Source organism: Streptomyces huiliensis, assembly GCF_020037025.1.
In the GTDB taxonomy this organism is placed as follows: domain Bacteria; phylum Actinomycetota; class Actinomycetes; order Streptomycetales; family Streptomycetaceae; genus Streptomyces; species Streptomyces huiliensis.
The window spans coordinates 71,530-90,137 of record NZ_JAIQLH010000036.1; the positions used below are offsets into that span (position 1 = coordinate 71,530).

18 protein-coding genes are annotated in these 18,608 nt (G+C 70.4%); 11 read left to right on the top strand and 7 right to left on the bottom strand.

The window, feature by feature from the left end:
* Positions 1–116: 116 nt before the first annotated feature.
* Positions 117–2,738, top strand: a complete 2,622-nt coding sequence (locus JNW98_RS08190) for a fibronectin type III domain-containing protein (protein WP_223767425.1) — start codon at positions 117–119, stop codon at positions 2,736–2,738.
* Between the two features lie 81 nt (positions 2,739–2,819).
* Here the strand turns inward: JNW98_RS08190 and JNW98_RS08195 are convergent, their stop codons facing one another.
* Together JNW98_RS08195 and JNW98_RS08200 are read right to left on the bottom strand one after the other, a co-directional pair.
* A complete protein-coding gene (locus JNW98_RS08195; RefSeq protein ID WP_223767426.1) occupies positions 2,820–3,395 on the bottom strand; it encodes an HD domain-containing protein in 576 nt (191 codons plus the stop codon).
* Between the two features lie 27 nt (positions 3,396–3,422).
* On the bottom strand, positions 3,423–4,619 hold the full coding sequence (locus tag JNW98_RS08200) for a helix-turn-helix transcriptional regulator (RefSeq protein WP_223767427.1): 1,197 nt from the start codon (positions 4,617–4,619) through the stop codon (positions 3,423–3,425).
* Between the two features lie 202 nt (positions 4,620–4,821).
* Here JNW98_RS08200 and JNW98_RS08205 point away from each other — a divergent pair, with 202 nt between their 5' ends.
* The 6 genes from JNW98_RS08205 (at position 4,822) to JNW98_RS08225 (ending at position 8,401) form a co-directional block, all read left to right on the top strand.
* On the top strand, positions 4,822–5,007 hold the full coding sequence (locus JNW98_RS08205) for a hypothetical protein (protein ID WP_223767428.1): 186 nt from the start codon (positions 4,822–4,824) through the stop codon (positions 5,005–5,007).
* Entirely contained in the window at positions 5,000–5,224 is a 225-nt protein-coding gene (locus JNW98_RS08210) for a hypothetical protein (RefSeq protein WP_223767429.1), read from the top strand. The genes JNW98_RS08205 and JNW98_RS08210 overlap by 8 nt, the downstream gene beginning before the upstream one ends.
* The gene (locus JNW98_RS08215) at positions 5,218–5,436 is read left to right on the top strand and encodes a hypothetical protein (protein WP_223767430.1); all 219 of its coding nucleotides are present in this window, start codon (positions 5,218–5,220) and stop codon (positions 5,434–5,436) included. Before JNW98_RS08210 ends, JNW98_RS08215 begins: the two co-directional genes overlap by 7 nt.
* Before the next feature lie 96 nt (positions 5,437–5,532).
* Positions 5,533–5,664, top strand: coding sequence for a hypothetical protein (locus JNW98_RS36090; protein WP_263420546.1), 132 nt, complete (start codon positions 5,533–5,535; stop codon positions 5,662–5,664).
* Positions 5,665–5,679: 15 nt separating this feature from the next.
* Entirely contained in the window at positions 5,680–6,885 is a 1,206-nt protein-coding gene (locus JNW98_RS08220) for a methyltransferase domain-containing protein (protein ID WP_223767454.1), read from the top strand.
* An 82-nt stretch (positions 6,886–6,967) separates the two neighbouring features.
* Positions 6,968–8,401 carry a S28 family serine protease gene (locus JNW98_RS08225; protein WP_223767431.1) on the top strand — a complete coding sequence of 478 codons (1,434 nt, stop codon included), beginning with the start codon at positions 6,968–6,970 and terminating at the stop codon, positions 8,399–8,401.
* Positions 8,402–8,639: 238 nt separating this feature from the next.
* Here JNW98_RS08225 and JNW98_RS08230 read toward each other — a convergent pair whose 3' ends face one another.
* Positions 8,640–9,539: a LysR family transcriptional regulator gene (locus JNW98_RS08230; protein ID WP_223767432.1), complete on the bottom strand. Its 900-nt coding sequence runs from the start codon at positions 9,537–9,539 to the stop codon at positions 8,640–8,642.
* Positions 9,540–9,633: 94 nt separating this feature from the next.
* On the opposite strand from JNW98_RS08230, the gene JNW98_RS08235 reads away from it, so the two are divergent.
* Both JNW98_RS08235 and JNW98_RS08240 read left to right on the top strand, forming a co-directional pair.
* On the top strand, positions 9,634–10,608 hold the full coding sequence (locus JNW98_RS08235) for an EamA family transporter (RefSeq protein ID WP_223767433.1): 975 nt from the start codon (positions 9,634–9,636) through the stop codon (positions 10,606–10,608).
* Between the two features lie 39 nt (positions 10,609–10,647).
* Positions 10,648–11,271 carry a LysE family translocator gene (locus JNW98_RS08240; protein WP_223767434.1) on the top strand — a complete coding sequence of 208 codons (624 nt, stop codon included), beginning with the start codon at positions 10,648–10,650 and terminating at the stop codon, positions 11,269–11,271.
* Positions 11,272–11,313: 42 nt separating this feature from the next.
* Here the strand turns inward: JNW98_RS08240 and JNW98_RS08245 are convergent, their stop codons facing one another.
* On the bottom strand, positions 11,314–12,111 hold the full coding sequence (locus JNW98_RS08245) for a sugar phosphate isomerase/epimerase family protein (protein ID WP_223767435.1): 798 nt from the start codon (positions 12,109–12,111) through the stop codon (positions 11,314–11,316).
* Positions 12,112–12,452: 341 nt separating this feature from the next.
* On the opposite strand from JNW98_RS08245, the gene recD2 reads away from it, so the two are divergent.
* Both recD2 and JNW98_RS08255 read left to right on the top strand, forming a co-directional pair.
* Entirely contained in the window at positions 12,453–14,675 is a 2,223-nt protein-coding gene (gene recD2, locus JNW98_RS08250) for an SF1B family DNA helicase RecD2 (protein WP_223767436.1), read from the top strand.
* Between the two features lie 168 nt (positions 14,676–14,843).
* Positions 14,844–16,133 carry a citrate synthase gene (locus JNW98_RS08255; RefSeq protein ID WP_223767437.1) on the top strand — a complete coding sequence of 430 codons (1,290 nt, stop codon included), beginning with the start codon at positions 14,844–14,846 and terminating at the stop codon, positions 16,131–16,133.
* 598 nt (positions 16,134–16,731) lie between these two features.
* Here JNW98_RS08255 and JNW98_RS08260 read toward each other — a convergent pair.
* The 3 genes from JNW98_RS08260 to JNW98_RS08270 all read right to left on the bottom strand — a co-directional run bounded on the left by JNW98_RS08260 (position 16,732) and on the right by JNW98_RS08270 (position 18,500).
* Positions 16,732–16,965, bottom strand: coding sequence for a heavy-metal-associated domain-containing protein (locus JNW98_RS08260; protein WP_223767438.1), 234 nt, complete (start codon positions 16,963–16,965; stop codon positions 16,732–16,734).
* 84 nt (positions 16,966–17,049) lie between these two features.
* On the bottom strand, positions 17,050–17,256 hold the full coding sequence (locus JNW98_RS08265; RefSeq protein WP_223767439.1) for a helix-turn-helix transcriptional regulator: 207 nt from the start codon (positions 17,254–17,256) through the stop codon (positions 17,050–17,052).
* A 212-nt stretch (positions 17,257–17,468) separates the two neighbouring features.
* Positions 17,469–18,500 (bottom strand): Gfo/Idh/MocA family protein, encoded by a 1,032-nt coding sequence (locus JNW98_RS08270; protein ID WP_223767440.1) that lies wholly within the window; start codon positions 18,498–18,500, stop codon positions 17,469–17,471.
* Between the last annotated feature and the right edge of the window lie 108 nt (positions 18,501–18,608).

Sequence of the window (18,608 nt, forward strand, 5' to 3'; positions counted from 1 at the left end):
GCCGTTGAGGAGTGATGGGCAGCATGCGAGGTTCAGGAAGGGCGAGATTACGTCCCGGCGGGCGCGGACGGAGCAGACGTCTGCGCGGCCACTGCCTCATCGCGTTCGCCTTGGCGATGGCGTTGCTGGTGGCGGGGGCCGGGGAATCCGCCGTGGCGCAGGGACGCGCCGAGACGTCCGGTGAGGCGTGCGGCGCGCACGCCACCTCCTTCGCCATCGAACAGAACGCGCCCGTGACGCTCCGGATGGGCTGCGCCCGTGACGCCGGGATGCTCCGGACGCTGGGGAAGAGCGATGACGACTTGATCGTCGCCCTCGATTTCAACGTTCCCCCCGAGGGTCGGGACCAGTTGGACAAAGTCACGTCGGACTGGGTCGCCTCGATCCGTGCCGACCAGGACGCGGGCATGACCTTGGGCCAGTCGGTGGCCAAGCGGCTCCAGCGGAACAGCGTGGGGATCTATCCCCCGAAGGACTGGAGTAACACCGCCGACTACGACGGGCGCGTGGTCTCCGTCGAGGACAGCGTCGTGATCGTGGTGCCCAAGGCGCAGGTCGGTACCACAGCGAACTACTGGCAGAAATTCATAGCCGGTGCTGTCGCCTTCGCAGTCACCGTCGTCTCCGGCGCCGCGTGCCTGCTCGCGTTCAACGTGGGGGCTCCGGCGGCGGCCCCGGTATGCGGAGCGGTGAGCGGGGCGATGGGCGCACTCGTCGGTGAGCTGATGAACGCCTATTTCGACAACCGTTCGCTGGGCGACGCCGACGTGTGGATGGAGGCGCTCGCCGTCGCGATATGGGGCGGCGTCAGCGGCGGCCTCGGCGGTCAGCTGCTGAAATGGGCTGCCTCGGGCACCACCTCCCTCATAACGGATGCTCAGCGAGGTCTGCGAGGCTGGATGACGAAGCTGGGGAACATGGGCAATGTCCTCGGATTCGTGGCCGACCGCCTCCAGGGCATGGCGCCGAGACTGCTCGAGAACCTGCAAAGGCTTTCCCGCGGCGTCGGACAGTCCGAGGTGCCGCTGAAGGTCATGGTGGTGGGCGATTCGATGTCCCAGGGCTACGAAGGGGACTGGACCTGGCGCTATCGCCTGTGGGAATGGTTCAAGCAGGAGCACATCGACGTCGACTTCGTCGGCCCGTACGAGGGAACCCGGCCGCAGGAGGCCCCCAAGGCCCCTGCTGCCCCGCCACTGCAGGGACAGGCGACGCAACCGGCCGAGAGCGCTCCCCTCACCTCGGGCGGGTACGCCGCCGGGGTGGCGCCGGAGTTCGACACCGACCACTTCGCGGTCTGGGGACGGCAGGCGGCGCAGGACAAGAAGCTGATCGCCGAGCAGGTGGCGAAATACCAGCCGGACATGCTGCTGGTGGGGCTCGGGTTCAACGACATGGGCTGGTTCGTCAGTGGCCCGGAAGGCACGCTGGACAGTATGCGGACGCTGGTCGACCAGGCCCGCGCCGTCAAACCGGACATCAATTTCGCTCTGGCCAATGTCCCGCAGCGGACGTTCATCGACGGCCGGGACGACCTGCCGGTGAACACCGAGAAGTACAACAGCATGCTCGCGGCCGCGATCCCGAAGTGGAGTACCGACAAGTCCCACGTGGCCCTGGTCGACTGGGCTCGCAACTACAGCTGCGACAGGGACAGATGCCATGCCGGTTACGACGGGCTGCACCCCAACGCCCTGGGCGAGTACCAGATCGCCCAGGCATTCGTGCGTACCTTGCACAACAGCTACGGCCTCGGCGAAGAACTGGTCCGCTTCCCCACGAACATCCCCGACCGGCCGGCGCTCACGCCGGGCACGATCTGGATCGATTCCGGACCGAGCGGAATCACCCTGAACTGGAAACCGGTCTACGGCGCCCGCGGTTACACGGTCCGGAACCGGATCAAGGGCTCCGGCACCTGGAACGAGGCCCCGGTCAGGGCGCCCCGCTTCGACACCACCTGGACGCTCGACGGCTGGGAGTGGGAATACCAGGTCCGCACCGACAACGCGGATGACGGGAAGTCCGGGTGGTCCGAGACGTTCAGCGCCACCGCACACCCGAAGACCGCCGCGGCGCCCAAGAAGATCGTCACCCGCGCCACCGCCACCGGCGTGGACGTGTCCTGGGACGCGCCGACCGGCCCGTACACCGACACGATCGACCGGTACGAGATCATCACCTGGGACAGGGACACCCCCGGGGCGTTCATCAACAGCACTGCGGTCAGGGGGACCTCAGCGCACATCGACGGGTTGATCCCGGACCACCACTACCTCGTCGCGGTGGTCACGTGGAACGCCGCCGGCGGTGGAATGCCGGGCGTCGCCCGTTCCGTCACCGTCGGCGCCGGGACGCCACCAGCCCCCGGCGACCTGAAGGTCACCTCCACCGATCCCACCACTGTGCAGTTGACCTGGGCCGGTTCCCGCCAGGCCGCCGGCTACCGCGTCTGGGTCCGCAATATCAACAGCGACAGCCCCTCCAAGGCCGACGAGTACGTCACCAACGAGACCAGCCGGGGCATCGCCTTCCTGTTCCCCGGCGTGTGGAACTACGAATTCTGTGTCACCGCCGTCAACGGCGAAGCGGAATCCGGCAAGTCCAACTGCGTGATCGCACCGCGGCCCCCGTCGAAAGGCACGGCCGCGGCCCCGCCAACGGCCCTCAGGAAGCCGGGCAACCCACTCTCCGCCCTGATCCGAGCACCCCGGACGCCGGCCGCGTCGGCCGGATAGCCCCGCCGGACGAGACGGCGCCTGGCCGTGCGGCTGGGCACCTTCACGCGTCGTCGCGGACAGGGGCTCCCCAACCGGACGTCAACGAAGATACGTCTCCTGCCACTGCACCGACGTCATACGCAACGCCGCCTCGGCGAGGGACTGCGCAGATGCGGTCTTGAGCCGAGAGCGGCTGGTGTCGATCCAGTTCTGGACGTTCTGATATCCCTGCTCGCGGTATTCCACTGCCTGAATCAGACACTCCAGCTTGTCGGCGTCATGGGCGCACAGAACCTCCAGTCCGGTTCCGTTCTCGTACTCCTCCACGATGCGCTGAACGCCAGCCCTGACAGCCGGATGGGCGCCCGAGACCTGGTCCGCGGTCACGCTCTCATTCGACGCCGCGGTCAGATACCGGCGTCCGATGTGCGGAATGTCCCCGACGCGCGTCTCCTGGGTGTCGTGGAAGAGGCAAAGGAGAGCCACCTTGGCAGGGTCGGCCCCCTCCATCATGGCCAGGACAGAGCCGATGATCCCCGTCCGGAACGAGTGCTCCGCGATCGACTCCGGTTCCTTCACTCCGGCGATCCACCACCCTGACCTCTTGGCCCGCTTCAACATGCCCATTTCCAGCAGGAAGCCGGCCGTCCCGTCGGTGTGCGACTCGCCCGTCATGGGGTGCCTTCCGGTGGTGAGATGACGTCAGAATTCGATGTCGGCTTTTTGGGCGAGCCTGACGAGTCGCGGATTGCTCCGCTTGTGCAGCGTCGTCAGGACTCGGATGAGTTCCTGGCTGGTGGGGTGCACTTTCGCCATTTGCGGAGCGATGCTCCAAGCCTTTTCCAGTTCCTCAAGAGCTCCGTCCCGATCGCCCAGCGCCAACTTGGAGCGAGCGGTGTTCATGTACATCGGGCTGGTTCGTGTGGCGGGAAGCCTCAACGGCCGCCGGACCGGGTCTTTGGTGAGGTCCTCCATGACCGCGATGGCGTCGGCGTACCTCCGGAGGTCACTGCACGTCGCGACGACGTGGATGGCGGTGTTCTGCGGGCCGAAGTGGATCCCGCCGATCCCGCCGGCGCGGTTGACGTCCCGGCCGAAATCCTCGGCGAGAGCCCAAGCGCTGTCGATGTGGCGGTCGGCCGTACGCTTGTCGCCCAGTCGGCCGGCCAAGGTCAGCCCCCGGAGGTGCAAGGTTCCCAGCGCGTAGGAGCGCTCGAATCCGGTGGCGCCCCCTCGCTCCACTTGAGTGATGGCGCGGTCCACGACGGCCAGGCCGTCTTCGAATTCTCCGTGGTTCAGATAGACCCCGGCTTCGTCCCTGGCGGCGACCGCGAGTGTCACCGGGTCGGCCTGCTGTGCGGCGATCTTTTGCTTGGTGACCGCCAAGTCGGCCAGGGTCATCCAACGGTGGCGTGCGGCAAGCCAGTAGACGCAGGAGTACGCCTCCGCCACCATGGCCCACGCCTCCGGAGTTCCCGTCCTGTGCGCGTGGTTCGTCACCTCCGACACAAGCGGCGGGAGTTTCAGCAGGACCTGGGTCAGGTCGGCCTTCCCGCGGATCTCGGACAGTTCGGTCAGCGCTGCCCTGAGCTGTTCCGGGCTCGTCGTGGATTCCGCCGGGAGGTCGAATCGCCGGATCGCCGAATTCAGGGCTTTCAGTGAGTCCTCGGCGCCGACAACCGGTGTGGATCCCAGAACCACTTCGAGGCTGACGCCGAATGCGCGCGCCAGCGCGGCAGCCACGCCCTGGGTCAGTGTCCGCTCGCCGCGTTCGATCTTTCCGATATGCGGCCTGGACAGCCCGGCGCGCCGTGCCAGCTCTTCCTGCTTCCAGCCGCGTTCGTCCCGGAGCACCCTCACGTTCGCTCCCGGCCCCGGAACCTCAATGATCGCGCTCATACTGCCCGGCTTTCGAATCGACGTTCGCCGTTGCCATGATCCAGCAACGGGCGCCCCTGGCAAGGTGTTTGGGTACCCGCTGGGTACCCCAAACCCCTGTCCTCCGACGTTACACAGGTCCAACCTGACAGTGCCCGATCACCGATGGCGGCTCGGTCGGTTGCTCATCGCCCACGAGCAGGATTTACGGAGGCCCGAACGTATGACGCACATGTCCTTCGGGATCGGGGCGCGCCCCGCGCTCGTGCCCAACCCGCACGTGCCGTGCGCCGCGTGCACGCGGATCACCGATGCGCGGCACGCCGCCGAGCGGGCCGGTGACTGGAAGCGTGTGGAGTTGCTGCGGCGGGAGGGGTTGCGGCACGGGGACGAGGTGCACCGTGGTTGACGACTGGGTTCCTCAACCGCTTGAACTCATCCTCGACATCGAACTCGACCGGTTCGGGGTCGTCGTCGGGTGGGACCAGGCCACCCGGCAGATCATCTTGCGCCCGCTCGGCGGCGGCCGGCCGTGGCGGCCGTCGCGCTACCGCCGCGCCACCACCACCGACAAGCTCCGCGCCCGCGTGCGCGAGCTGAACCGGGAGGGGAGGCGCGGATGGTGACCGCCGCAGGCAGCGGTGGTGATTCCCCGCCGGTGAGCAGCGCGCCGAGCGGCTGGGTCCGCAAGGAGTGCCCCGAGTGCGCCCGGTTGCAGGCCGAGTTCGGGCGGGCGCTCGGCGCCGGTGATCGTGGTGATGGCGAACGGGTGATGGCCGCTCGTGGGCTGCACCTGTACACGGCGCACTGGGGCCCTGCGACCCCTTGGGGCGCGTAGGCCCCCCCCGCAGGCTCCCGCCCGGCCGGACGGGGGCGCAACCGTACGGCGGCGTGGGGAGACACCCCACCCGCACCACTCATCCAAGGAGGATCCATGCCCTGGTGGCAGACGATGGCCGACGGCAACCCGCAAGACGACAGCGACAGCGGCAACAAGCACGGCGGCGGCGGGTCCGACGAGGGCGGCAACACCAACGACGGCAAGAACCCGGCGGACGGCGGCTGAGTGAACGCCGACGGCATGGAGGAGGCGGGTCCGAAGGGGCTCGCCTCCGCGCTCCTGGCGTCCGGAGCGCTGACCGGTGATTGGTTGCCCGCCTTCGAGGCGGTGCCCCGGCACTTGTTCGTGCCCGACGTCATCTGGCCCGGCCGCGCCGGCATGAACCGGCAAAGTGACCGGGTGGTTCGAAGGGACGAGCCCGAAGCCTGGTGGGCCGCCGTGTATCGAGACGCGCCGATCACCACCCAGTGGGACGACGGCACGTACACGGGGCCGGGGAAGGGAAAGGTGCCGTCCTGCTCCAACTCCATGCCCACCATGGTGTTCTCGATGCTCGATGCACTGAGTGTCGGAGAAGGGCACCGCGTGCTGGAGATTGGCACCGGAACCGGCTGGAACGCCGCCCTGCTGTCCCACCGCGTCGGCCCCGCGAACGTCGTCACGGTGGAGGTGGACGAGAACAGCGCGCACGAAGCGCGCACCCGGCTGGACGCGGCGGGGTACGCGCCGCTCACTGTGGTCGGAGACGGTGCCGAGGGGTTCCCCGACCGGGCTCCGTACGACCGGGTGATCGCCACGTGCTCCGTCGGCAGCCTGCCCCGGGCGTGGATCCGGCAGACGAAGCCCGGCGGCGTCATCGTCGCCCCATGGGGGCCCGTCTACGGCGGGGAAGCCGTGGTCCGCCTCACCGTCTCCGGAGACGGGTCCGCGTCCGGCCGGTTCGTCGGGTCGTCCGCGTTCATGCGGCTCCGGGCGCAGCGAACCGAGCGGACGCACGTCCGGGAGTACCTCGGGGGCCGGAAGTGGCCGGCCGACGGCGTGCGCGGCTTGACGGATCTGTCCCCGGAAGCGGTGGGCGACTGGCATGTGATGTTCGCGATCGGTGTGCAGGTGCCGGAAGCGTTCCCGTGGATGGAGGCGTACGGCGACGGCTCCTACACCCTGTGGCTGCGTGACACCGCCGTCACGTCGTGGGCGACGGTGGACTACGAGCCGGGGAGGGACGAGTTCGAGGTGTACCAGTCCGGGCCCCGGGAACTGTGGGCAGAGGTCAGTGCCGCCTTCCACTGGTGGGACGCTCGGGGGCGGCCCGGATTCGAACGGTTCGGTCTGACCGTCGACGCCGACGGCGAGCGCGTGTGGCTGGACGAGCCCGGTCGGCCCGTGCCGGTCGTGCGGCCGTGGAAGGAGCCCGTAAGGAGCCCGAAAGGACCCCAAGCCGTGTGAACTGCGAGGACAAAGGGTCTGGCGCAACGCATGTCACCCCAGGTAGGTTCACCGCGACCTTTGCGAACCCAGGGGAGGGCGCATGCGCAAGGCTGTCAGATCGCTGCTTGCGGCGTCGATGCTCATAGGAGCGATCGGCGCCGGCAGCGCCACGGCTGAGGCGGCGGCGATCACCGCTCCGCAGACCGACATCAAGGACCGCATCCTGAGCATTCCCGGGATGAAGTTCGTCGAGGAGAAGCCCTATCAGGGCTACCGCTACCTCGTGATGACGTACCGGCAGCCGGTCGACCACCGGAACCCCGGCAAGGGCACCTTCGAGCAGCGCTTCACCCTGCTGCACAAGGACACCGACCGGCCCACCGTGTTCTTCACGTCGGGCTACAACGTCTCCACCAACCCGAGCCGCAGCGAGCCGACGCGCATCATCGACGGCAACCAGGTCTCGATGGAGTACCGCTTCTTCACACCGTCCCGGCCGCAGCCCGCCGACTGGTCCAAGCTGGACATCTGGCAGGCGGCCAGCGACCAGCACCGCCTGTTCAAGGCGCTGAAGCCCGTCTACGGGAAGAACTGGCTGGCCACCGGCGGCAGCAAGGGCGGCATGACGGCCACCTACTTCCGCCGCTTCTACCCGAACGACATGAACGGCACGGTCGCCTACGTCGCGCCCAACGACGTGAACGACAAGGAAGACTCGGCGTACGACAAGTTCTTCAAGAACGTCGGCGACCAGGCCTGCCGCAACCAGCTCAACTCGGTGCAGCGCGAGGCGCTGGTCCGCCGGGACGAGATCGTCGCCCGGTACGAGAAGTGGGCGAAGGAGAACGGCAAGACGTTCAAGGTCGTCGGCAGCGCCGACAAGGCGTACGAGAACGTCGTCCTCGACCTCGTCTGGTCCTTCTGGCAGTACCACCTGCAGAGCGACTGCGCCTCCGTCCCCGCCACCAAGGCGTCCACCGACGAGCTGTACAAGTTCATCGACGACATCTCGGGCTTCGACGGCTACACCGACCAGGGCCTGGAGCGCTTCACCCCGTACTACTACCAGGCGGGCACCCAGCTGGGCGCCCCCACGGTGAAGAACCCGCACCTCAAGGGCGTGCTGCGGTACCCGAACATCAACCAGCCGCGCTCGTACGTCCCCCGGGACATCCCGATGACCTTCCGCAACGGCGCGATGGCCGACGTCGACCGCTGGGTGCGCGAGGACAGCCGCAACATGCTCTTCGTCTACGGGCAGAACGACCCGTGGAGCGGTGAGCCGTTCCGCCTCGGCAAGGGTGCCGCCGCGCGGCACGACTTCCGCTTCTACGCCCCGGGCGGCAACCACGGCTCCAACATCTCCCAGCTGGTGGCCGACGAGCGGGCCAAGGCCACGGCCGAGGTCCTGAAGTGGGCCGGCGTGGCGCCCAAGGCCGTCCAGAAGGACGAGAAGGCCGCCAAGCCGCTCGCGCCGTTCGACGCCAAGCTCGACCGGGTGAAGAACGACAAGCAGACCGCGCTGCGTCCGTAGGGACGGAGTACGGATGACGGCGGGTGCCCCCGAAGCGTAGGGGGCGCCCGCCGCTCGCGTGCGCGGGTGCCGCCGCCGGTGCTTCGGGAGGGCGCGCACAGGCGGCGGCGTGCCACCGGCCGCGGCCGGCGGGGAGGGCTGCCGGACGACGCGGCGCGCGACGGCCCCGGCACCGCACCGGGAGGACTCGCCGGCGGCACGGACGTTGGACGGACCGCCCGGCCGCCCGGTTCCTGCGCTATTCCCCAGCCGCCGCTGCACGGAGCAGCCGGACCGTCTCGGTGATCGCCGGTCGGCGGGCCGCGCCGGTCCGCCAGTACGCGTACAGCCGCCGTACGGGCACCGGGTCCAGCCGCAGCGCCACCACGCCGGACGGCAACGCTCCGCGGCCCAGCCGGGGGACGAGGGCGATGCCCAGCCCGGCGTCGACCAAAGCCAGTTGGGTCTGGAACTCGGCCACCTGGTGCGCGAGGTTCGGTTCGTGGCCGGTCTCCCGCAGGGTCCGGACCAGCCAGTCGTGGCAGACGGTGCCGGGCGGCTGGCAGATCCAGCGTTCGTGGACGAGATCGGTCGTCACGATCACGTCGCGTGCGGCCAGCCGGTGGCCCCGGGGGACGATCACGTCGCACCGGTCCTCGCCCAGCGTCGCCCGTTCCATGCCCTCCGGCGCGGGCAGCGGGTTGATGTCCCAGTCGTGGGCCACGGCCAGGTCGATGGCCCCCTGGGCGACCAGCCCCACCGACAGATGCGGGTCGACCTCCGACATCCGGGCGTCCACGGTCGGGTGCTCCCGGGCCAGCCGGGCCAGGACGCCCGGCAGCAGGTCCCGGGCGGCCGTGGGGAACGCGGCGACGGTCAGCCGCCCGGTGGGCAGGCCGCGGCGCTCGTCCAGCTCGGTCTCGGCCCGCTCGACCAGCGCCAGCAGCTCCCGCGCGGTGTCCGCGAGCCGTACGGCGGCGTCGGTGAGCACCACGCCCCGGCCGCGCCGCTCCAGCAGGGAGGTCCGGGTCTCCCGTTCCAGCTTGGCGATGGCCTGGGACACGGCGGACGGGGTGTAGCCCAGGGCGATCGCCGCCGCGCTGACCGAGCCGTGGACGGACACGGCGTGCAGGGCGCGCATCCGGGACAGGTCCAGCACGTTCGCCCACCTCCAATCGTTGAAGCATCGCTCAATCCCATAGTGAAGGAAGATGAACTGGTGCTGCACGGTTCCGGCCCGTGATGCTGATCGCATGCGTCCGCACCACCTCCTCCTCGCCGTCCTCGTCGCCGCCTTGTGGGGCGTCAACTTCGTCGTCATCGACGTCGGACTCGACCACTTCCCGCCCCTCCTCTTCGGTGCCCTGCGCTTCCTCGCCGCCGCCGTGCCGGCGGTCTTCCTCGTCGGCCGACCGCAGGTGAAGTGGCGCTGGGTCATCGGGGTCGGACTGGTCCTGGGCGTGGGCAAGTTCGGGCTGCTGTTCGTCGGCATGCGCTCCGGGATGCCCGCCGGACTGTCCTCGCTGGTCCTCCAGGCGCAGGCGGTGTTCACCGCCCTCTTCGCCGTCGTCGCGCTGGGCGAACGGGTGCGCGGGGCAAGGGCGGTGGGCCTGGCCGTCGCCGTCGCCGGGATCGTGGTCGCGGCGGTCGACGAAGGGCTGTCCGGGCCGTTCCTCGGCTTCGCCCTGGTCATCGGCGCGGCGGCCTTCTGGGGCGTCTCCAACATCCTCACCCGCAAGGCCGCCGCGCCGGACGCCTTCCGGTTCATCGTCTGGGTGAGCGCCGTCCCGGTCCTGCCGCTGCTCCTGCTCTCCCTCGCCGTGGAGGGCCCGCACGCCGACGCCGAGGCGCTGCGCTCCCTCGACTGGGGCGGCGTCGGGGCGCTGCTGTTCGTCGCCTGGGTCAGCACGGTGCTCGGCTTCGGCCTCTGGGGCCATCTGCTCCGCACCTACGACGCCTCGGCCGTGGCCCCCTTCTCGCTGCTCGTGCCCGTCTTCGGGATGTCGTCGGCGGCACTGCTGCTCGACGAGGGGGTGAGCCCGCTGGGGTGGTGCGCGGCGGTGCTGCTGGTCGGTGGCATCGCGGTGGCGTCGTTCGCGGGGTCCGGGCGGCCGGCCTTCCGCCGGGCGGCGCGTACGGGCGGGGCGCGTACGGGCGGGGTGTCTACGGGCGGGGTGTCTACGGGCGGGGGCGGACCGGCCGCCGCCCGTACGAGCACCACTCAGTGACCTGACCCCCATTCCTCCCTACGAACAAAGGAGTTCCCCGTGGTCACCTGGCACGCGGTGACGGGCATGGCCCTGGTGGCCCTGGGCATGGTGCTCACCCCTGGCCCCAACATGATGTACCTGGTGTCCCGTTCGGTCACCCAGGGGCGGCGCGCGGGGCTGATCTCGCTGCTCGGGGTCGCCGCGGGCTTCCTCGTGTACCTGCTGGCCGCGGTCGCCGGGATCGCCGCCCTCTTCGCCCTGGTACCGGCCGTCTACACGGCGGTCAAGCTGGCCGGCGCCTGCTACCTGGCCTGGCTGGCGTGGCAGGCCCTGCGGCCGGGCGGCACCTCGGCGTTCGACCCGAAGCCGCTGCCGCCGGACCCGGCCCGCCGCCTCTTCGTGATGGGCTTCGTGACCAATCTGCTCAACCCGAAGATCGCGATCCTCTACGTCTCGGTGCTGCCGCAGTTCGTCGACCCGGACCGGGGGTCCGTCCCCGTGCAGAGCCTGCTGATCGGGCTCACCCAGATCACCGTGGCGCTCACCGTCAACGGCCTGATCGCCGTGACGGCCGGGTCGGTCGCCTCGTTCCTCGGCCGCCGTCCGCGCTGGCTGCGCGTCCAGCGGTACGTGACGGGGGCGGCGCTGGCGGGCATCGCCGTGACCGTCGCCGCCGACTGAGCGGACGGCCGAGGGGCCGGACGTTTCGCGGCCGACGGTCCGTCAGCGCGCGAGCAGGCCGCTCAGGTACTCCCGCCCCGGCCCCGCGATCCCCGCGAAGTCCGGCGCCCCGGGGTGCCACCGCTTCTCGTACTCCCAGCACAGCCAGCCCTCCCAGCCGGCCGCGGCGAGCTCCGCGACGCACTCGGCGACCGGCACCGCGCCCGCGCCCGTGCCCAGCGGCAGCGGAGTGGTGTCCTCCGCCGAGACGACGTCCTTGACCTGGACGTAGCCGAGGTGTGGGGCGAGGGCGGGCAGGGTGACGGCGGGAGGCTCGCCGTTGCGCCAGGTGTGCAGGACGTCCCAGAGGGCGCCCACGTTCCGGTGGCCGACCGGACCCAGCACCCGGACCGCGTCCTGGGCGCGGGGGTGCGAGTCGTGGGTCTCCAGCAGCACCCGGACGCCCAGGTCGGCGGCGAGCGGGGCGGCCCACGCCAGCCGGCGCGCGGCGGTGGCCTCCGCCTCCTCCGCCGGCTGCTCCCCGGCGCCCGGGAACACCCGGACGAAGGGGGCCCGCAGGTCGGCGGCGAGCCGGACGAGCGCGTCCAGCTCGTCGAACACCGGCTCGTCGGGGCCGGGACCGGCCACCCGGGCGTACCCGGCCACCCCCAGGATCTCCACCCCTTCCGCCGCGAACGCCCGTACCGCCGCCGCCCGTTCGTCCGGGCCGCTGCCCGGGTGGAGGGGCTCTTCGGGGTGGGCGCGGAGCTCGACGCCGTCCCAGCCGTGCGTGGCGGCGAGCCGGGAGACGTCGGGGAGCGGGAGACCGGGGACGGCGAGAGTGGAGAAGGCGAGTTTCACAGAGAACCGGCTTCCCCGTGCGTAACGGACTTCCCGCCACTTCGGGTAACGGATCGATAACGCTTCGGAAGGGCCGCAACCTCCCGGGCCCCCCGGCTGTCGTATGTGGCATCCGGCTTCCCGGGGGAGGTATCCGGGGGGATCAAGGGGGAGCCGGTGGGGGGAAGCGAGGGGCTCGGTCAGGGGACCGGGCCCCTCGAATCGTCCTCGGGGCTTCCCCCGGATCGTCCTCGGGGCTTTCCTCGAAGCGTCCCCGGGGGCGTCCCTTGGATCGTCCTCGGGGCGTCCCTCGAATCGTCCCCGCGGCAGGGGATGTCGTACCCCGGCGATACCGTCACTCCATGGCGCAACCGGCAGTGGTCGAAGGGGTGCTCGAACGCATCACCTACGCCAACGAGGAGAACGGCTACACCGTCGCCCGGGTGGACACCGGCCGCGGCGCCGGCGACCTGCTCACGGTCGTCGGCTCGCTCCTCGGCGCCCAGGTCGGCGAGTCGCTGCGGATGGAGGGGCGCTGGGGCTCCCACCCGCAGTACGGCCGCCAGTTCACGGTGGAGAACTACACGACGGTGCTCCCCGCCACCGTCCAGGGCATCCGCCGCTACCTGGGCTCCGGCCTGGTCAAGGGCATCGGCCCGATCTTCGCCGACCGCATCACGCAGCACTTCGGCACCGACACCCTCCGGATCATCGAGGAGGAGATCGGCCGGCTGATCGAGGTCCCCGGTCTCGGTCCCAAGCGGACGCGGAAGATCGCCGCCGCCTGGGAGGAGCAGAAGGCCATCAAAGAGGTGATGCTCTTCCTCCAGACCGTCGAGGTCTCCACCTCCATCGCCGTCCGCATCTACAAGAAGTACGGCGACGCCTCCATCTCCGTCGTCCGGAAGGAGCCGTACCGGCTGGCCGCCGACGTCTGGGGCATCGGCTTCCTCACCGCCGACCGCATCGCGCAGTCCGTCGGCATCCCGCACGACAGTCCGGAGCGTGTCAAGGCCGGTCTCCAGTACGCCCTTTCGCAGTCCGCCGACCAGGGGCACTGCTTCCTGCCCGAGGAACGGCTGATCGCCGACGCGGTGAAGCTCCTCCAGGTGGACACCGGCCTGGTGATCGAGTGCCTGGCCGAACTCGCCGCCGAGGAGGAGGGGGTGGTGCGCGAGAGCGTGCCCGGGCCGGAGGACGGGCTGCCCGTCACCGCCGTCTACCTCGTCCCCTTCCACCGGGCCGAACTCTCCCTCTCCGCCCAGCTGTCCCGGCTGCTGCGCGCCGAGGACGACCGGCTGGCCGCCTTCCGGGACGTCGACTGGGACCGCGCCCTGACCTGGCTCGCCGCCCGGACCGGCGCCGAACTCGCCCCGGAGCAGCGGGAGGCGGTCCGGCTCGCGCTCACCGACAAGGTCGCCGTCCTCACCGGCGGCCCCGGCTGCGGCAAGTCCTTCACGGTCCGGTCCATCGTCGAACTCGCCCGCGCCAAGAAGGCGAAGGTGGTCCTCGCCGCGCCCACCGGCCGCGCCGCCAAGCGGCTGGCGGAGCTCACCGGAGCCGAGGCGTCCACCGTCCACCGGCTGCTGGAGCTCAAGCCCGGCGGCGACGCCGCGTACGACCGGGACCGGCCGCTCGACGCCGACCTGGTCGTCGTCGACGAGGCGTCCATGCTCGACCTGCTGCTGGCCAACAAGCTGGTCAAGGCGGTGGCCCCCGGCGCCCACCTGCTGCTCGTCGGGGACGTTGACCAGCTGCCGTCCGTCGGCGCGGGCGAGGTGCTGCGCGACCTGCTGGCCCCCGGCAGCCCCGTCCCCGCCGTCCGCCTCACCCGCATCTTCCGGCAGGCGCAGCAGTCCGGCGTGGTCACCAACGCGCACCGCATCAACTCGGGTCTGCCGCCGGTGACGACGGGCCTCGCCGACTTCTTCCTCTTCGCCGAGGAGGACACCGAGGCGGCCGGCCGGCTCACGGTGGACGTTGCGGCGCGTCGCATCCCGGCCAAGTTCGGGCTGGACCCGCGCCGGGACGTCCAGGTGCTGGCCCCGATGCACCGCGGCCCGGCCGGGGCCGCCGCCCTCAACGGGCTGCTCCAGCAGGCCGTCACCCCCGCCCGCCCGGACCTGCCCGAGCGCCGCTTCGGCGGGCGCGTCTTCCGGGTCGGCGACAAGGTGACGCAGATCCGGAACAACTACGAGAAGGGCGAGAACGGCGTCTTCAACGGCACGGTCGGCGTCGTCACCGGTCTCGACCCGGTCGAGCAGCGGCTGACCGTCCGCACCGACGAGGACGAGGAGGTCGGCTACGACTTCGACGAACTCGACGAACTGGCCCACGCCTACGCCGTCACCATCCACCGCTCCCAGGGCAGCGAGTACCCGGCCGTGGTGATCCCGGTGACGACGGGCGCGTGGATGATGCTCCAGCGCAACCTTCTCTATACGGCGGTAACCCGGGCAAAACGCCTCGTCGTCCTCGTCGGCTCGCGGCGCGCTCTGGGGCAGGCGGTACGCACGGTGGGGGCGGGCCGGCGGTGCACCGCTCTCGATCACCGGCTCGCCATGGGAGGTGGTGTTCGTCTCTGAGCGGTTTACCAATCGGGGCGAAGGGGGCAGGATGGCACGCTGGACGGCACTCAGTGCCGCTCTTGGGCCCTATGGCCGACCCCGAGTGCACGGACCGCGTCCAAATGGGGGAAGGTAGGGGTAGTCAGGGCACCTCGAAGAAGAGGCACAACGTCGGTGAGGGATGACGTGAGCGACAACTCTGTAGTAGTGCGTTACGGGGACGGCGAGTACAGCTACCCGGTGATCGACAGCACCGTCGGTGACAAGGGCTTCGATATCGGCAAGCTGCGTGCCCAGACCGGTCTGGTGACCCTGGACTCCGGTTACGGCAACACCGCCGCCTACAAGTCCGCCATCACCTACCTGGACGGCGAGCAGGGCATCCTGCGCTACCGCGGCTACCCGATCGAGCAGCTGGCCGAGCGCAGCACGTTCATCGAGACGGCGTACCTGCTGATCAACGGTGAGCTGCCGACCGCCGACGAGCTGGCGCGCTTCCAGGACGAGATCACCCGCCACACCCTGCTGCACGAGGACGTCAAGCGGTTCTACGACGGCTTCCCGCGTGACGCCCACCCGATGGCGATGCTGTCCTCCGTGGTCAGCGCCCTGTCGACGTTCTACCAGGACAGCCACAACCCCTTCGACGAGAAGCAGCGCGATCTCTCCACGATCCGCCTCCTCGCCAAGCTGCCGACGATCGCGGCCTACGCGTACAAGAAGTCCGTCGGCCACCCCGTGGTCTACCCGCGTAACGACCTCGGCTACGTCGAGAACTTCCTGCGCATGACCTTCTCGGTGCCGGCCGCCGAGTACGACCTGGACCCGGTCGTCGTCAACGCCCTGGACAAGCTGCTCATCCTGCACGCCGACCACGAGCAGAACTGTTCCACCTCGACCGTGCGCCTGGTGGGCTCCTCGCAGGCCAACCTCTTCGCGTCGATCTCCGCGGGCATCAACGCCCTGTGGGGCCCGCTGCACGGCGGCGCCAACCAGGCCGTCCTGGAGATGCTGGAGTCCATCAAGAACTCCGGCGGCGACGTCGACTCCTTCATCCGCAAGGTGAAGAACAAGGAGGACGGCGTCCGCCTGATGGGCTTCGGGCACCGCGTCTACAAGAGCTTCGACCCCCGGGCGAAGATCATCAAGGCGGCGGCGCACGACGTCCTCAAGGCCCTGGGCAAGGACGACGAGCTGCTCGACATCGCCCTGAAGCTGGAGGAGCACGCGCTCAGCGACGACTACTTCGTCTCGCGCAACCTCTACCCCAACGTGGACTTCTACACCGGTCTCATCTACCGGGCGATGGGCTTCCCGACCGAGATGTTCACCGTGCTCTTCGCGCTCGGCCGGCTGCCCGGCTGGATCGCCCAGTGGCACGAGATGATCAAGGAGCCGGGTTCGCGCATCGGCCGCCCGCGCCAGATCTACACCGGCGTCGTCGAGCGGGACTTCGTGCCCGTCGAGGGCCGCTGACGCCCGTAGGGGCCGCCTGGTACGGCGCCCTCGCCTCCCCTCCTGGGGACGGCGGGGGCGCCGTTCGCGTACCGGCACTGACATGTCAAGGGGATACCGGCGGTTACCCCTAATAAAAAAGATGATGTACGTAGCACATGTACATGGCAATCGAGGAAGTTGTACATGGCATCAATGAAAAGCGCCCCGGCTCCGATCCCCCCACGGGTCGGAGCGGGGCGCTTTCCGTCCCGAAGCGGATTCCCCCCACGGGATCCGCCCGGGAGTCCGTATGCGCGCCGCGCGCTCACCGTTCCCGCGGCGCACCGGGTGCGCCGCCTCTCGGACGCGATCTGCCGGGACAACGTACGGACGGGAGGGCCGCTCAAAGCTCCCCGGGTACGTGTCCCGGCCACGCGTGGCCGGCCCGTCCCCCAAGACGATCCAGCACTGCCTGGTTAGACCAATCCAGGTGCGGAATGGTTACCCCGGAATTGCTGTGATCTAGGTCTCTTGTTTTCGTCACTCAAAGGGGACGGAAAAGGGCAAGGGCCCTGAACGGAAATCAGGGCCCTTGTCGTACGGGGGCGCGCCGGGGTGGGTGCGGCGGAGGTGGGGGTCAGGCGCGGCCCACGAGCTCGTAGCCCGCCTCGTCCACGGCGGCCCGGACGGCCTCGTCGTCCAGCGGGCCGGTGGAGACCACGGTGACCCGGTTCGCGGACGCCTCGGCCTTGACGGAGGTCACCCCGTCGAGCGCGGAGAGCTCGCTGCCGATCGCGCTCTCGCAGTGGCCGCAGGTCATGCCGGTCACCTGGTAGACGGTGGTGGTGCCGGCGGTCGTTCCGTGCGTCATGCTGTGCTCCTCGGTGAAGTGGACCGGTTGGCGCTGCGCCGCCATCGTACCCCCCGGGGGTATCGGTGCGGGGTCCGGGGCGGTTCAGCCCCGGCGCTCGCGCCGGGCCCGGTTGCCGGGGCGTTCGGCGACCCACAGCCGGATGGTGTCGGCGAACCAGTACGGTTTCCCGCCCTCGGTGAGGTCGGGGGCCGGCAGCAGACCGTGCTTGCGGTAGGACCGCACCGTATCGGTCTGCACCCCGATGTGTGCGGCGATCTCTTTGTAGGACCAGAGTCGACGGTCGGTCATCTCTCGCGCCTCTCCACTGCGCCGCGGCCACGGAGGGGGTCCGTCGGGGGGTCCGCGGCGCTGCCGTTCTCGATCACGCAGCCTCGCTCCGGGGGCGGTCCGGGCGAGCCGGGCGGGCGGAGCTGTCGAACGGCTGTCGAGGAAGACTGACCGGGTCGTGACGGTCGTAACCCGGTGGCGACGTGGTGTTCGGACGCGCGCCGTCCGGACGGTCAGCCGAGCCCGGCCGCCGCGGCCGGTTCGGCCGGGCTCACCGGCCGGTTCTCCCGGCGGGAGAGCTCGCACGCCTCGGCGATCAGCAGGGCGTTCAGGCCCTCGCGACCGGGGCACGGGCTGTTCCGTGCGCCGCGCACGGCGCGCACGAAGGCGTCCAGCTCGGCACGGTACGCGCTCTCGAACCGTTCGAGGAAACCCGGCCAGGGGCGGCGGGGTGCGCCCGGCCCGGCCGGCTCGGCGGAGGTGAGCGGCGTCCGTTCGTCCAGGCCCACCGCCCACTGGTCGCGCTCCCCGCACAGCTCCGTACGGACGTCGTAGCCCGCGCCGTTGTACCGGGTCGCCGTGGCCGAGACCAGCGTGCCGTCGTCCAGGGTGAGCAGTGCGCACGCGGTGTCCACGTCACCGTGCTCCCGGAACGCCGGCGCGCCCGCGTCCGAGCCCCGGGCGTACACCTCGGTCACCTCGCGTCCCGTCAGCCACCGGACCGTGTCGAAGTCGTGCACCATGCAGTCGCGGAACAGCCCGCCGGAGAGCGGGAGGAACTCCGCCGGCGGCGGCGCCGCGTCGGAGGTGACCGCCCGGATCGTGTGCACCCGCCCCAGCCGCCCGCTCCGCAGCGCCTCGCGCGCCGCGCGGTAGCCGGCGTCGAAGCGGCGCTGGAAGCCGATCTGGAGCAGGGTGCCCGTTCGCTCCGCCTCAGCCAGGGCGCGGGCCGTGCCCGGGAGGTCGACGGCGATCGGCTTCTCGCAGAAGGTGGGGAGGCGGGCGTGGGCGGCTCGGGTGATCAGGTCGGCGTGGGCGGCTGTGGCTGTGGCGATGACGACGGCGTCGACGGCGCCCGCCGTGAACGCCTCCTCCGGCGCGTCGAGTGCTTTCGCCCCGACTCGTGCGGCGAGGGCGGCGGCGCGGGGCGGGTCGGCGTCGGCGATGAGGAGGTCGGTGACGCCTTCCAGGTGGTGGGTGAGGGTGGTGGCGTGGAAGGCGCCGATGCGGCCTGCGCCCAAGAGGGCGATGCGGAGGTTTCTCATGCGGTGGGTCCTTGTGGGTGGGAGGGGTGCCCCGGTCCCGCCCCTTCGCCGTTTCCTGGGGCTGCGCCCCAGACCCCCTTTTCGCGGCTTCGCCGCTCGTCCTCAAAC

What these genes read in the sequence shown, in the direction of transcription:
- JNW98_RS08235 (WP_223767433.1), top strand. Translation starts at nt 9,634, where the DNA reads ATGCGTCCGCACCACCTCCTCCTCGCCGTCCTCGTCGCCGCCTTGTGG.
- JNW98_RS08265 (WP_223767439.1), bottom strand. Translation starts at nt 17,256, where the DNA reads ATGACCGACCGTCGACTCTGGTCCTACAAAGAGATCGCCGCACACATC.
- JNW98_RS08190 (WP_223767425.1), top strand. Translation starts at nt 117, where the DNA reads ATGGCGTTGCTGGTGGCGGGGGCCGGGGAATCCGCCGTGGCGCAGGGA.
- JNW98_RS08270 (WP_223767440.1), bottom strand. Translation starts at nt 18,500, where the DNA reads ATGAGAAACCTCCGCATCGCCCTCTTGGGCGCAGGCCGCATCGGCGCC.
- JNW98_RS08225 (WP_223767431.1), top strand. Translation starts at nt 6,968, where the DNA reads ATGCGCAAGGCTGTCAGATCGCTGCTTGCGGCGTCGATGCTCATAGGA.
- JNW98_RS08205 (WP_223767428.1), top strand. Translation starts at nt 4,822, where the DNA reads ATGACGCACATGTCCTTCGGGATCGGGGCGCGCCCCGCGCTCGTGCCC.
- JNW98_RS36090 (WP_263420546.1), top strand. Translation starts at nt 5,533, where the DNA reads ATGCCCTGGTGGCAGACGATGGCCGACGGCAACCCGCAAGACGACAGC.
- JNW98_RS08195 (WP_223767426.1), bottom strand. Translation starts at nt 3,395, where the DNA reads ATGACGGGCGAGTCGCACACCGACGGGACGGCCGGCTTCCTGCTGGAA.
- JNW98_RS08200 (WP_223767427.1), bottom strand. Translation starts at nt 4,619, where the DNA reads ATGAGCGCGATCATTGAGGTTCCGGGGCCGGGAGCGAACGTGAGGGTG.
- JNW98_RS08260 (WP_223767438.1), bottom strand. Translation starts at nt 16,965, where the DNA reads ATGACGCACGGAACGACCGCCGGCACCACCACCGTCTACCAGGTGACC.
- JNW98_RS08215 (WP_223767430.1), top strand. Translation starts at nt 5,218, where the DNA reads ATGGTGACCGCCGCAGGCAGCGGTGGTGATTCCCCGCCGGTGAGCAGC.
- JNW98_RS08220 (WP_223767454.1), top strand. Translation starts at nt 5,680, where the DNA reads ATGGAGGAGGCGGGTCCGAAGGGGCTCGCCTCCGCGCTCCTGGCGTCC.
- recD2 (WP_223767436.1), top strand. Translation starts at nt 12,453, where the DNA reads ATGGCGCAACCGGCAGTGGTCGAAGGGGTGCTCGAACGCATCACCTAC.